7 protein-coding genes, 3 rRNA genes and 1 pseudogene (1 of these 11 cut by a window edge) are annotated in these 14120 nt (G+C 57.0%); 6 read left to right on the top strand and 5 right to left on the bottom strand.

Translation table 11 applies throughout. From position 1 onward, the window contains the following. From QF045_RS03550 to QF045_RS03565, 4 genes and pseudogenes are all read left to right on the top strand, one after another. Positions 1–1740, top strand: a 23S ribosomal RNA gene (locus tag QF045_RS03550) (it extends 1152 nt beyond the left edge of the window). A gap of 155 nt (positions 1741–1895) precedes the next feature. Further along, positions 1896–2011, top strand: a 5S ribosomal RNA gene (rrf, locus tag QF045_RS03555). Between the two features lie 109 nt (positions 2012–2120). Further along, positions 2121–2236, top strand: a 5S ribosomal RNA gene (rrf, locus tag QF045_RS03560). Positions 2237–2511: 275 nt separating this feature from the next. Further along, a pseudogene (locus tag QF045_RS03565) lies at positions 2512–4393 on the top strand (methyl-accepting chemotaxis protein). An 84-nt stretch (positions 4394–4477) separates the two neighbouring features. On the opposite strand, the gene QF045_RS03570 reads toward QF045_RS03565, so the two are convergent. The 4 genes from QF045_RS03570 to QF045_RS03585 form a co-directional block, all read right to left on the bottom strand. Beyond that, on the bottom strand, positions 4478–7855 hold the full coding sequence (locus tag QF045_RS03570; RefSeq protein ID WP_306491075.1) for an amino acid adenylation domain-containing protein: 3378 nt from the start codon (positions 7853–7855) through the stop codon (positions 4478–4480). Further along, the gene (locus QF045_RS03575; RefSeq protein WP_306491076.1) at positions 7852–8799 is read right to left on the bottom strand and encodes a diiron oxygenase; all 948 of its coding nucleotides are present in this window, start codon (positions 8797–8799) and stop codon (positions 7852–7854) included. The genes QF045_RS03570 and QF045_RS03575 overlap by 4 nt, the downstream gene beginning before the upstream one ends. Next, on the bottom strand, positions 8796–9554 hold the full coding sequence (locus QF045_RS03580) for a DUF3050 domain-containing protein (protein ID WP_306491077.1): 759 nt from the start codon (positions 9552–9554) through the stop codon (positions 8796–8798). The genes QF045_RS03575 and QF045_RS03580 overlap by 4 nt, the downstream gene beginning before the upstream one ends. Positions 9555–9908: 354 nt before the next feature. Beyond that, positions 9909–10640, bottom strand: a complete 732-nt coding sequence (locus tag QF045_RS03585) for a GntR family transcriptional regulator (protein WP_306494847.1) — start codon at positions 10638–10640, stop codon at positions 9909–9911. Positions 10641–10891: 251 nt separating this feature from the next. Here QF045_RS03585 and lapG point away from each other — a divergent pair, with 251 nt between their 5' ends. After that, entirely contained in the window at positions 10892–11584 is a 693-nt protein-coding gene (gene lapG, locus QF045_RS03590; protein ID WP_373424390.1) for a cysteine protease LapG, read from the top strand. Between the two features lie 14 nt (positions 11585–11598). Further along, positions 11599–13545 carry a cyclic di-GMP receptor LapD gene (gene lapD, locus QF045_RS03595; RefSeq protein WP_306491079.1) on the top strand — a complete coding sequence of 649 codons (1947 nt, stop codon included), beginning with the start codon at positions 11599–11601 and terminating at the stop codon, positions 13543–13545. Between the two features lie 141 nt (positions 13546–13686). Here lapD and QF045_RS03600 read toward each other — a convergent pair whose 3' ends face one another. Next, positions 13687–14025, bottom strand: a complete 339-nt coding sequence (locus tag QF045_RS03600; protein ID WP_057725300.1) for a hypothetical protein — start codon at positions 14023–14025, stop codon at positions 13687–13689. Between the last annotated feature and the right edge of the window lie 95 nt (positions 14026–14120).

Genomic DNA, 14120 nt, shown 5'->3' on the forward strand with positions numbered 1-14120 from the left:
CGGGTATCACGTAAGTGATGCGGTAGAGGAGCGTTCTGTAAGCCTGTGAAGGTGAGTTGAGAAGCTTGCTGGAGGTATCAGAAGTGCGAATGCTGACATGAGTAACGACAATGGGTGTGAAAAACACCCACGCCGAAAGACCAAGGTTTCCTGCGCAACGTTAATCGACGCAGGGTTAGTCGGTCCCTAAGGCGAGGCTGAAAAGCGTAGTCGATGGAAAACAGGTTAATATTCCTGTACTTCTGGTTATTGCGATGGAGGGACGGAGAAGGCTAGGCCAGCTTGGCGTTGGTTGTCCAAGTTTAAGGTGGTAGGCTGGAATCTTAGGTAAATCCGGGATTCTAAGGCCGAGAGCTGATGACGAGTCGTCTTTTAGACGACGAAGTGGTTGATGCCATGCTTCCAAGAAAAGCTTCTAAGCTTCAGGTAACCAGGAACCGTACCCCAAACCGACACAGGTGGTTGGGTAGAGAATACCAAGGCGCTTGAGAGAACTCGGGTGAAGGAACTAGGCAAAATGGCACCGTAACTTCGGGAGAAGGTGCGCCGGTGAGGGTGAAGGACTTGCTCCGTAAGCTCATGCCGGTCGAAGATACCAGGCCGCTGCGACTGTTTATTAAAAACACAGCACTCTGCAAACACGAAAGTGGACGTATAGGGTGTGACGCCTGCCCGGTGCCGGAAGGTTAATTGATGGGGTTAGCTAACGCGAAGCTCTTGATCGAAGCCCCGGTAAACGGCGGCCGTAACTATAACGGTCCTAAGGTAGCGAAATTCCTTGTCGGGTAAGTTCCGACCTGCACGAATGGCGTAACGATGGCGGCGCTGTCTCCACCCGAGACTCAGTGAAATTGAAATCGCTGTGAAGATGCAGTGTATCCGCGGCTAGACGGAAAGACCCCGTGAACCTTTACTATAGCTTTGCACTGGACTTTGAATTTGCTTGTGTAGGATAGGTGGGAGGCTTTGAAGCGTGGACGCCAGTCTGCGTGGAGCCAACCTTGAAATACCACCCTGGCAACTTTGAGGTTCTAACTCAGGTCCGTTATCCGGATCGAGGACAGTGTATGGTGGGTAGTTTGACTGGGGCGGTCTCCTCCTAAAGAGTAACGGAGGAGTACGAAGGTGCGCTCAGACCGGTCGGAAATCGGTCGTAGAGTATAAAGGCAAAAGCGCGCTTGACTGCGAGACAGACACGTCGAGCAGGTACGAAAGTAGGTCTTAGTGATCCGGTGGTTCTGTATGGAAGGGCCATCGCTCAACGGATAAAAGGTACTCCGGGGATAACAGGCTGATACCGCCCAAGAGTTCATATCGACGGCGGTGTTTGGCACCTCGATGTCGGCTCATCACATCCTGGGGCTGAAGCCGGTCCCAAGGGTATGGCTGTTCGCCATTTAAAGTGGTACGCGAGCTGGGTTTAGAACGTCGTGAGACAGTTCGGTCCCTATCTGCCGTGGACGTTTGAGATTTGAGAGGGGCTGCTCCTAGTACGAGAGGACCGGAGTGGACGAACCTCTGGTGTTCCGGTTGTCACGCCAGTGGCATTGCCGGGTAGCTATGTTCGGAATAGATAACCGCTGAAAGCATCTAAGCGGGAAACTAGCCTCAAGATGAGATCTCACTGGAACCTTGAGTTCCCTGAAGGGCCGTCGAAGACTACGACGTTGATAGGTTGGGTGTGTAAGCGCTGTGAGGCGTTGAGCTAACCAATACTAATTGCCCGTGAGGCTTGACCATATAACACCCAAGCAATTTGCGACTCGAGAGAGACCAGATTGCGGTGTGTGAAGACGAGATGAACCGAAAGTTCGACGCTTGCAAAACACCAGATTCTATTACATACCCAATTTGCTGAAGCGAGGCCGTCTGGCCACGACTCAGTACCCGAATTTCTTGACGACCATAGAGCATTGGAACCACCTGATCCCATCCCGAACTCAGCAGTGAAACGATGCATCGCCGATGGTAGTGTGGGGTTTCCCCATGTGAGAGTAGGTCATCGTCAAGATTAAATTCCAGAACCCCTGTTTGCTAACGCAGACAGGGGTTTTGTTTATGTAGAAGTCCATGAATTTCACCGGCACGTTGCTAGCGCAACGATCTGGTACACAGAATTTCTTGACGACCATAGAGCATTGGAACCACCTGATCCCATCCCGAACTCAGCAGTGAAACGATGCATCGCCGATGGTAGTGTGGGGTTTCCCCATGTGAGAGTAGGTCATCGTCAAGATTGAATTCCGAAACCCCTGTCTGCTAACGCAGACAGGGGTTTTGTCGTTTAAGGGGGGTCTGCGCCGATAATCGGCTGCGTAGCTACCGCCTGTCGGTCTCCCACTCTAAAAGAGGAAGATTCACACAAACCTCTAAGTTTTATTGATTTCTGGCCGAAAGCCTGACGAGCCATGCGTGCACCGAATTAGAGCGGTCGCAGAGTCCGCCTATCACGTTACATGGAATGTTCTACTCGGCACGCTCACCCCCCTTTGGCAAAAAGAAGTCGATGAAATGAATCTCAAGTTCAGTCATAAAATTCTGTTGGCTGCGTCAGGCGTCGTGGTTCTGGCCTTTGCGCTATTCACGCTCTATAACGATTACCTGCAGCGCAACACGATCAGGCAAAACCTCGCGTCCTCTATCCAGCAATCCGGGGAGTTAACCGCCAGCAGTGTGCAGAACTGGCTCGGCGGCCGAATCCTGGTTCTCGAAAACCTGGCACAAAACGTTGCTCATCAAGGGGGCGGCGCGGACCTTCCGGGATTGGTCGATCAACCGGCGCTCACGTCCAACTTCCAGTTCACCTATGTTGGCCAAGTCAACGGTGTGTTCACCCAGCGCCCCGATGCGAAGATGCCAGAGGGCTATGACCCACGTCAGCGCCCTTGGTACAAGCAAGCCGTAGCAGCCGATAAAACCATGCTTACCCCGCCTTATATGGCGGCTGTAGGCGGTCAGATCGTGACAATCGCCATGCCGGTGAAGAAAAATGGAGAGCTGCTGGGTGTGGTGGGTGGAGACTTGAGCCTGCAAACCCTGGTGAAGATCATCAACTCGGTAGATTTTGGCGGTATTGGTCACGCATTTCTGGTCAGTGGTGATGGCCAAGTCATCGTGAGTCCTGACCAGGACCAGGTGATGAAAAACCTCAAGGATATCTATCCTGGCACCCAAGTGCGCATCGAGAAGGTTAACCAAGACGTTGTCCTCAATGGACAAGACCGCATCCTCTCGTTTACGCCAATCAACGGTTTACCGGGGGCTGACTGGTACATCGGCCTGTCTATCGACAAAGACAAAGCTTACGCCGCACTGGGCAAATTCCGCACCTCAGCCTTGATAGCGATGCTTATTGCCGTGGTGGCGATTGCCGTACTCTTGAGTCTGTTGATCCAAGTGCTGTTGCGTCCGCTGACCACCATGGGCGTCGCCATGCAGGACATCGCCCAAGGCGAAGGCGATCTGACCCGCCGCCTCGACGTCACCAGCAAAGACGAGTTTGGCGAAGTCGGTAGCGCATTCAATCAGTTCGTCGAGCGGATCCACGCCTCGATTTCCGAAGTGTCCTCGGCCACACGCCAGGTGCATGACCTGTCCCAGCGCGTGATGGCCTCGTCCAACGCATCCATCATCGGCTCTGACGAACAAAGCGCTCGTACCAACAGCGTGGCGGCCGCTATCAACGAGCTGGGCGCCGCTACCCAGGAAATCGCACGTAACGCCGCTGATGCCTCGCAGCATGCCAGCGGTGCCAGTGAGCAAGCTGACGATGGACGCAAGGTGGTTGAGCAAACCATCCAGGCGATGTCGGAACTGTCGCAGAAAATCAGCCTGTCCTGCACGCAGATCGAAACCCTCAACGCCAGTACCGACAACATCGGCCACATTCTCGATGTGATCAAGGGCATCTCCCAGCAGACCAACCTGCTCGCGCTTAACGCGGCGATCGAAGCGGCCCGTGCCGGCGAAGCTGGGGCGTGGGTTTGCCGTGGTTGCTGATGAGGTGCGCAACTTGGCTCACCGCACCCAGGAGTCGGCAGAAGAGATCCACAAAATGATCACTTCCCTGCAAGTGGGCTCGCGTGAAGCCGTGACCACCATGAACGCCAGCCAGGTCTCCAGCGAAGAAAGCGTCGAAGTGGCTAACCAGGCCGGCGAGCGTCTGGTCAGCGTGACACAGCGAATCGTTGAGATCGACGGCATGAACCAATCGGTCGCCGCTGCTACCGAGGAACAAACGGCAGTGGTTGAAACCCTCAACGTCGACATCAACCAGATCAACCTGCTGAACCAGCAAGGCGTGGCCAATCTCAACGAGACGCTCAAAGACTGCGATGCGCTCTCCCAGCAGGCCAGCCGACTGAAGCAATTGGTCGATAGCTTCAAAATCTGATCCAGGCCGTGTCGGAGCGATACCTCGCTCCGACTGCCCAGCCAAGCAACTGACCTATTGGGCTTATAGCGAGCCCAAATCCACTCACAGAAAACCAATAATCCTGAGATAGTCACAGCCCTTGCGTAACAGCGCGGGGCTCTTTGGCGGATAGTGCGCGCCCATCTGCTCAAGCCCCCATTGAGCGTTGCCGTAATGGATCATCGAAGTGTCGCCGATGTCTTCATCCAGTCCATCAAGGTAGAAGCCCAGTACGCCAAACAACGCATTCTCACTGCGCACTGTTCGCAACGCCCTTTGCCATTGTCCAAGGCTCACCCGTTCGAAGGCATGTCCGGCCTGGCTGAACGCATCGAGGTATTGGTCCCAACTCAAAGGTTGTGGATTGTGCAGGTTGAAAACGTTTCGACTCGCGACAAAACGTGAGCTATGGAAGGCTATGAAGCGCGCCAGAAAGTCCACCGGCATCAGGTCGAAATTCGCCTCTATTCGAGGAACGATCCCCAGCTGCAGCGACCCCTTGAGCATCAATATCAATCGGTTTTTATGGGGCTGGCAGACGCCATTCTGACTGTTGAAGCTGATATTTCCCGGCCGATGGATATTCACCCAGGCCCCCTGTTCGACTGCACGCCCCAGCAACCGCTCGGCCACCCACTTCGAGAGGTTGTAGCCATTTTTTACGTAGAGCGGCAAGGTGCGGCTTGCGGGTGCTTCGAGTACATACCGTTCAGCGTCGATGCTGCTGCAGGCCGACAGCGTTGAAATGAAATTGAAGACCTTCTTACAGTGCGTCTCGCAAAGGCGCAGGCATTCAAACACCGGTTCGACGTTGTCCTTGGCCAGTGCTGTGTAGTCCATCACGTGGTTGACGTGCGCCGCATTGTGCACAAGCACGCCATGGTTGCGAGCGAGGTAGTCGTACGCCTCACAGGACAGGCCCAGGCGTGGTTGGCGCAGGTCGGCGGCGTGCACCTGCACTCGGCTCAGGTCCAAGTGTTCCAGGCGGTATTCACGCAACGCCTGGGTGAATCGGTCCGCCGCCGACTGGCCGGGGAGTGCGCGAACCAGGCACGCTACTTCCTGCGCCCCCCCAGCCAGCAGCGCCTGGACGATATGCACGCCGACAAAGCTGTTCGCCCCCGTGACAATCGCTTTGCGCGGGTCCCCGGCGCGCGCCTCGTGTAGCACTTCAAGCTCCAGGGCTCGGGACGCGTCTTTTTCCATTTGGCTGAACGATGTATCCGGCAGCGCCGCGCCCTCCATCTGCAAGGCCAGCGTACGAATCGTTGGCGCTTCAAAAAACTGGCTCAAGGAGAGGCTGCGGCCAAATTGCTCGCGCAGGCGCAGTAGCAAGGTGGACAGCAGGATCGAATGGCCGCCTAGGCTGAAGAAGCTGTCGTCGATCGATACTTCACCGGTAGACAACCCTAACAACTCCCCCCACAGATTCACCAACTGCGCCTGGACGGGCGTGTGCGCGCTGCACCGGGGCATCGCCTGGGCGCGGCTGTTCGATGCAGCCCGCAACGCCTTGCGATCGATCTTGCCGTTGCTCGACGAGGGCAGGGTTGGCAGTTCGCTCCAGGCCACGGGTTGCATGTACTCAGGCAGCCACTGCCGGGCATGTTCCTTCAGGCTGGCCAGCGTGGCGCCAGGTACGGGCTGGGCCGCAAAGCCCATGATTCTGTGCGCCTGATCAATCACCACCGCCACTTGGCGAAACAACCGACTGCTGCGCAGGCACTGCTCAATCTCCTGAGGCTCGACTCGAAAACCGCGGATCTTGACCTGGTCATCCCGTCGCCCCCCCAACTCGATCCCATCCTGCGTCCATTTCGCCAAGTCGCCGCTGCGGTAAGCCTGCAGTGATTGGCCATTGGGCAACGTCAGCGTGACGAACGGGGAATCGGCCTGCGCTGGCCCGTCCATATAGCCCAGGCTTACCCCCGGTCCTGTGATGTACAGATCCCCCGTCATCTGCTCATCCACCGGTTGCAGACGTTCGTCGAGGATAAAGACTTGGCTGTTAGCAATAGGCAAACCGATGTTGCGATTGCTGTCACCGAGCCGAAACGTTCGATGGGTTGCCAATACCGTGGCTTCGGTGGGGCCGTAGAGGTTGTGCAGGTGGCATTGTCCTGCCATCCGCTCAATCACGTGGGGCTCGCAGAAATCGCCACCAGTGAGCAGATGGGACAGGCCCAATGGCTGGTCCAGCGGCAAGATGCTGAGCAGCGCTGGGGGCAGGAAAGCATGGGTGATGCGCTGCAGGCGGATCAGCTCGACCAATTGCTGAGGATCGAGACGGTGGTCTGCACTGGGGACGATCAACGCTGCGCCTGCCATCAAGGCGGGAAAAATATCGATCAGCGACGAGTCAAAGCTCAGCGGCGAAAACTGCAGGACGCGACTCTGATCGTCCAGCGCTACACAGTGACTGAGCCAGGCGGTGAAATGCGCCAGATTATGTTGGCTGAGCAGCACGCTCTTGGGCTGGCCCGTGGTGCCAGAGGTGAAAAGCACCATGCACGGCGCGTCGGCGTGAGGACGATGGCGCATCAGCGCTTGAATGGGATCGATGCCGTGTGAGGTGAGCGTGGCCACATCGAGTGAAGTAAATCGATCCCGCAACACATGCAGGCCATTTTCCAAAAGTACACAGGCGCCCGCGCTTGTCAGCATGCTGTGCTGGCGTTTTATCGGATGATCCGCAGACAGTGGCAAATACACCGCGCCGCACCCCATTACCGCCAGAATGCTCGCGTAGAGTTCGGTAGATTTTTCCAAGCACACGCCCACCACGGCGGGTGTTTCGATGCCTTCCAACAGGGGCACCAGGCGTTGTTGAATCGCCACGGCTTTTTCCTGAAGTTGACGATAAGTCACCCTGCGACCCGTGATATTCAGGGCGGTACGATGGGCGAAGGTACCAAGGCTGGCTTGCAACCGTTCGATGATGGGCACCTGTGCCGCCCGCAGCAGTGCTGGATCGGCTGTACGGTTGAACCGGTGCATGAACGCCAGCACTTCGAGCCCTTGCAAACCCTGTTCGGGCGAGGTGTCCGGGTTGGTCGTCGAACAGAAATAGCCTGGGTCTCTCGAGAACCCGCTCACCAACGACGCTGCCCATTCCACCAAGGCGTGCGTCGCACGTGCACGCAGTCGCTGGCCATTGCCACTGGGCTCTTCTGCGACATCGTGCACGGCCAGCAGGCGCCGCTCACGGTCGTAGCAGCGAAACTGAAGTTCGGGTAGCCCGTTCTCGGACACTGGGCCGGTTGCCAAGCGCAGGCTCATCCATGGTGCTTCGGTGGATAAGGCTGACGATGGCTTGCTACCGTCTTCAATCACCAGGTCGACCGATCCCTTCCCGACGCTATGCCCGTATTGTTCGAGCACACGCTTGAGGGCCTCCAGCGCTTCGCTGGCAATGCCCCATTCAATTATCAATCGCCTCATGCCGGCCTTCCCGAAGCGGGCAAGTAGTTGTCCAGAGCCCGTGCCACGCAAGGGGTGTGCAGCATGCCGCTGTGCTGCAGGAAACTCATGATGTTGCCAATCAAGGGATGCTGGCGGGTGATGGGAAAGTCCATCGCAACGATTTCATTACGCAGCGCCAAACGAATGTCGGCACTGATATCCAGGTGTTCAATCAGTTGCAGGTCAAAGTTCTTCTGTATTTCGTTGGTCAGGTAATGGGTCAGAAACGTCGGTAGCACGCCTGCAATGCTGTCGCGGTCTTGCGCACTTGCCGACTGCCAGTAGATGCGCACCAGTTGTGTCCAGAACTGCGCGTGGCGCCCTTCATCAAACAGGTGGTCGGCCATCAAGCCGCGCACGGACGATTTCACACTGTCGTCCTTGGAAAAAGCCGCCACGTCATGGGTGACGGTGTTTTCAGCAATGGCCACGACGATCAACTCAACGGCATCGCGCAGGTGCTCCGGTGCCTGCGCCTGCGCTGCCGGCAAGGCGTGGCTCAGTTCGATTTGCACCGGCAGTTCAAGCGGCTGGATGCCGGTTAACGCCACGGCTTGCTGCAGGAAGTCCATCGCCACCAAGGCGTGGTAATCCTCGTCCACCACGACGGTCATCGCGTCGTAGCGGCAGGCGAGAGGCAGAGGCAGCGAAAAGCGATTTTTGGCAATACTGCGAGCCGTCTTGTCGACGATCTCGGTTTCGAAAATGACGACGTCATGGATGAATCGGTAAAAGCTTTGCGTCAGCACAAAATCGCGCCACTGCGAGCAGTGCTTGAGGAACGTCGCACTCAGTACCAGAGGCTGGCGGCATAGGGGATAGATCAGTTTTTCGTCGTTTTCCAACAGGCGGCGCGGGCGTGTGCGGATGGTTGCCCGACGCTCCCAGTCATCGGCAAAGGAGCGGTAGTCGGTGACGCTCATGGACTCACCTCCTGCATTGAGGCCTGCACGTCATCCCAAAAGGTAATGCGGCTTTGCAGTGCAACGAGGGCAGCGCTATTGGCTTGCTGCTGGCGAGTCGGGTCTGTGCCGATCAAACCCTGGAGCACCTGTTCTGCTGCTGGCCCGTGCTCCTGGCTATCCAGCTCGATATGGCGGTTGAGGTAGTGACACAGGGTGGGTGCCTGGCGAGCAATGACGGGGCTGCTGCGCAAAAGGCGCTCGAACATTGATGCAATGACCCCCTCACGACCATGCAGGAAGGCCGCCGCTACGCAGTGAGTGGGAGCGCTGAGTGCGATCTGCCAGGTACTGTCGACAAAGCGGGGCACACCGGGGGGCGCCCCGATCATTTGCAGCGCTGCGCTTATCTCCACGCCCTCATGTTGCAGGTCAATGAAGCGTGCGATGACGCGAGTGTTGGCGCCCACCTCCGCCATAGCGTCCAGGTACAACTCAAAGTGGCTGCAATGGCCCCGCGTCGGGTGTTCGTCCGACTCCTCACCTAGCACGATTTCATTGATCAGGCGTGCGGCTTGCGGATTGGCGGGCGGAAGCCAAGGTATCTGGGTACACGTGAGATCTTGTTGCAGGCGTTTAGTCAGGGTCATGAAGTCCCAGACCGCAAATACGTGACTTTCCATAAAGTGCTGTAATTTGCCAAGCGAAGTTATTTCTGCAAATAGCGGATGGCTGCACAAGTGCAGTTTATTTTGCTCAAGTAAATGATGATGCATGGTTGACGCCTATAAAGTTGTTGCGACTGCTCTAGTTGCAGTAATGGGATGTTGTAGTTGTTAGATGAACGATTAACGTCAAGGCTCGCCCACGCGCAGAGCACCGCCTCGAAACGCGCGAAGCTGTTGGAAAAGTTTGTTGGGTCGGCAAGTGATAATAAGCTGATTAAACGGTTGGATGAACTTATAAATGTATGAGATCTTTTTGCGGCAAAACTTTTTAAGGAGGAAGTTATTTAAAGGCGTGAGAGATTTCCTAATCGGTGCGCGATTAAATTAAGTGTGTTCGTTGATGGGCGGTGTTATCAGCGCGGGACGCTTCCTGATGAGGGAAGTTACCCCGCGTTGCGAAGGCTATAGAGAGCTGCGCCCGCCTTGAAACGTGCCTCTTGTATCTGCAGTGTCGAGGCTGTTGAGGTAGGTATTGATGACCTCCATGCCTCGCATCAAGTGATTACGCAGCGTCAGAATGCTTTCATCGATTTTCTTCTGCGCCGCCAGGCTGAGCAGCTCGCGGTGATCCTCCTGTGACGTCTCGCCCAGCCCCATCGCCTCAAGATTGAAGCGCAGAAACCGCTCCTCTTCATTCAGCCCATGCTCCACCAGCTTGAGCAGGCGATGGTTGGGCGCCTTGCCATACAACACCATGTGAAACACGCGATTGAGGCGGCCAATTTCGCTGTAGTCTTTCTCGGACTCCAGCGCATTGATACAGGCCTCTGCCTCGGCGATATCAGACTTGGTGAGCAATGGGATCGACAAGCGCAAGGCCTCGGACTCCAATAGCATGCGCAGCGCATAGGTCTCAGCCGAGTTGTCCTCAATCAAGGGTGCAACCACAGCACCCTTATGGGTTACCACATGCAAAAGGGATTGTGCTTCCAACTGGCGCAGCGCTTCGCGCACCGGCATGCGGCTGACGCCGAACAGGCTGGCGAGTTCCTGCTGGCGCATAGCGGTGCCACAGGGCAATCGCCCATCGAGAATGGCGTTGCGCAACGTTTCTTCAATAACAGCGCGGGCAGCATGAGCGGGAATAGGCCCGCTGATCTTGATACTGCTCAAAGGGTTCGGCTTCGGCGTCACGGTTACGCTATCCTCCTTTCTTGAATAATAAAGTGTGTTAATTGGATCCAAAGCACACTAGAGATGGCCCAAGCACTTGTCAAACAACCAAAGTTTCTGTTTGTAAGGGCCTACACGGGTATTTTATGCCTCCCACAGCAGACGGTTACAAACTCGTTCCAGCGATGAATGATCTCACTATGCCATTGTTTTTTGTGAGACGAAGCTTCACCATCCCTTGAAATTCCGTCTCTCTTCATGGACTGAACGCCTTGGCGGTAAGTTTTATTCCCTATCGAGTTTTTTGCTGGCTTTTAGCAGCGATCTTACTGGCCAGTCTGATGCTTGGCGGGCTGCATGCCGATTGGGATTTTTCGCAGATCAGCCGCAACGCTTCCGCCTTGTACGGGCCGTTGGGCGAGGGCCAGCAGCGTATTGATGCCTGGCAGCGGCTGCTGGTCAGCGAAAAACAGGTCAGCGAGCCAGAACAGCTCAAAGTCGTTAACCTGTTCTTCAACAAACAAATGACCTACGTGGAAGATATCGATCTCTGGCACGCGGTCGACTATTGGGAGACGCCCATCGAAGCACTCTGGAAGGGCGCCGGTGACTGCGAAGACTACGCCATCGCCAAGTATTTCAGTTTGCGTCACCTGGGCGTATCCAGCGACAAATTGCGCATTACCTACGTCAAAGCCTTGCGTCAGAATCGCGCGCACATGGTCCTGACTTACTATTCGACCCCCGAAGCAATCCCACTGGTGCTCGACAGCCTGATGGACGAAATCCTGCCGGCTACCCGTCGTACCGATTTGATCCCGGTGTACTCATTCAACGCCGAGGGGCTGTACCTGCCCGGCGCCAAGGGCAACAAGAAGGTCGGCGATACCAAACGCTTGTCGCGCTGGCAGGATGTGTTGAGAAAAATGCGTGCGGAAGGCTTCCCAGCCGAGCCTGCCAACTAGGAGTAACTGATCGGATGTCTCTGTTCAAACAGCTATTGATCGCAATCTGTCTGTTCCTGGTGGTCGCCTTCAGCGGCAGCTTCATGGTCAGCCTGGAAAGCTCGCGCACCCAATACGTCAACCAATTGCGCTCCCATGCGCAGGACGCCGCCACGGCGCTGGCGCTGTCGCTCACGCCCAATATCGATGACCCGGCCATGGTCGAGTTGCTGGTCAGCTCGATCTTCGACAGTGGTTACTACGCAAGCATCCGTGTGGTGGACCTGGCCACCGACAAAACCATCGTCGAGCGCAGCGGTATACCCGACAACAATGGCGTGCCCAACTGGTTTGTAAAGTTGATCGGCCTGGAGCCGGCCGGTGGTGATGCGCTGGTGAGCCGCGGGTGGGAGCAGGCGGCGCGCGTCGAGGTGGTCAGCCATCCGATGTTCGCCCTGGCCAAACTCTGGCAGAGCGCCCTGGGCAGCCTTGGCTGGTTGCTGCTGTGCGGCGCGGTCAGCGTGGTGCTGGGTGGGTTGTTGCTGCGCCGCCAGCTCAAACCGTTGGACTACATGGTCAAACAGTCCCACGCGATCGCCCGTCGAGAATTCCTCAGCTTGCCCGATCTGCCACGCACGCCGGAGTTGCGCCGGGTGGTGCAGGCGATGAACCAAATGGTAGAAAAGCTCAAGGCACTGTTCCAGGAGCAGGCCGAGCGCAGTGAAAAACTGCGCACCGAATCCTATCAGGACAACCTCACCGGTCTTGCCAACCGCCGTTATTTCGAGATGCAGCTCAACGCCCGCGTCAGCAACCCCGAAGAAACCAACTCCGGCTACTTGCTGGTGTTGCGCGTCAAAGACCTGGCCGGCCTGAACCAGCGCGTGGGGGGCCAGCGTACCGACCACTTGCTGCAAGCGGTCGGAGAACAACTGCTGCGCCAGTGCGAACCTTACCCGGAAACCCATAACCTCGTTACCCGTATCCGAGGCGGCGAATTCGCTGTGCTGGCGCCTGGGCTCACGCGTGAAGAAGCGCTGCAATTGGCGCAGAACCTTGAAAGCACGCTGTCCAGCCTGCAGGCCACCGGGGCCAGCGACGTGTCGCCCGTGGCCTATATCGGCCTGGCACCGTTCAACCATGGTGATGCGCCGCAGGCCCTGCTGACGCTCGCCGACCAAGCCCTGTCGCAAGCTGAAGGGCAGGGTGACACCACGTGGGCGTGCCTCGATCACAGCGCTGCCGCCAGCGTCGGTGACGATCACCATGCCTGGCACACGCTGTTGGACCAGGCGCTGACCCAACAGCGTTTCGAGCTGTACTTCCAACCGGTCGTGGCCAGCCAGGATCCGCAACTGGTGTTGCATTACAAAGTACTGTCGCGCCTGCAAGATGCTGACGGCCACACCATACCCGCCGGGCGTTTCCTGCCGTGGCTCGAGCGTTTCGGCTGGTCTGCCCGGCTGGACCGCATGATGCTGGAGCAAGTACTCAAACAGATGACCGGCCACAGCCATAACCTGGCCCTGAACCTGTCAGCCGCGACCTTGCAGGACCCTCAGGCATTGCATCGCATTTATGACCTGCTGCGCCAGCACAGCAACCTGGGCCCGCGCCTCACCCTGGAGATCGGCGAAGAGCAATTACCGGAACAGCTCGTGCTGGAACAAATGACCCAACGCCTGCGCGAGCTGGGCTTTTCGCTGAGCCTTCAGCGTTTCGGTGGGCGCTTCAGCATGATCGGCAACCTGGCACGCCTGGGCCTGGCGTACTTGAAAATCGACGGCAGCTACATCCGCTCCATCGACCAGGAAAGCGACAAGCGCCTGTTCATCGAAGCCATCCAGCGCGCGGCCCACAGCATCGACCTGCCGTTGATTGCCGAGCGTGTCGAGACCGAGGGTGAGCTGAAGGTGATTCGCGAGATGGGGATTTTTGGCGTGCAGGGGCAGTTATTCGGCGAACCTGCACCCTGGAAATAACGCAGAACCCATGTGGGAGGGGGCTTGCTCCCGATAGCGGTGCACCAGTCACTGAAGATATTGACTGATTGACCGCTATCGGGAGCAAGTCGAATCGTCGCACCGCCCCTCCCACATTTCGATCCGGTTTGGCTTCAGGAATTAAATAAGCCCTTTCTCATCATCATTGATCAACTGGCTCAATCCACCCAGCGCTTCCCGCGCCTGGTTGCGGTCCATCAATTTCGCCTGGGCCGCGGGCGGCAGGTCAGTCACGCTGATGACGCCCTTGCGGGTGAGCACCTGGATCAAGTCGTCCAGTACCCGGATCATCTCCAGGTCACTCTGCTTGAGTTGGGCCAGGCTGGTTTCTACCACTTCGTTGGCATACCAGGCCTGGATCTCGTGGTGATCGGCCGGCAGCGTTTCGGTGGATTCGGCAAAGGCCGCGGCCTCTACGCGACTTAATGCGCCCTGTGCATCACGTTGCACGTAAAACATAAGAGTCCCTCGAAAATGAGCCACACACCTCAAGCCGCATAGCTGGCCGTGTGTTGATAGCGCGAGTATGCGATGCAATCGGCCGGCAGGGCCAG

The sequence above is a fragment of the Pseudomonas sp. W4I3 genome (genome assembly GCF_030816195.1).
In the GTDB taxonomy this organism is placed as follows: domain Bacteria; phylum Pseudomonadota; class Gammaproteobacteria; order Pseudomonadales; family Pseudomonadaceae; genus Aquipseudomonas.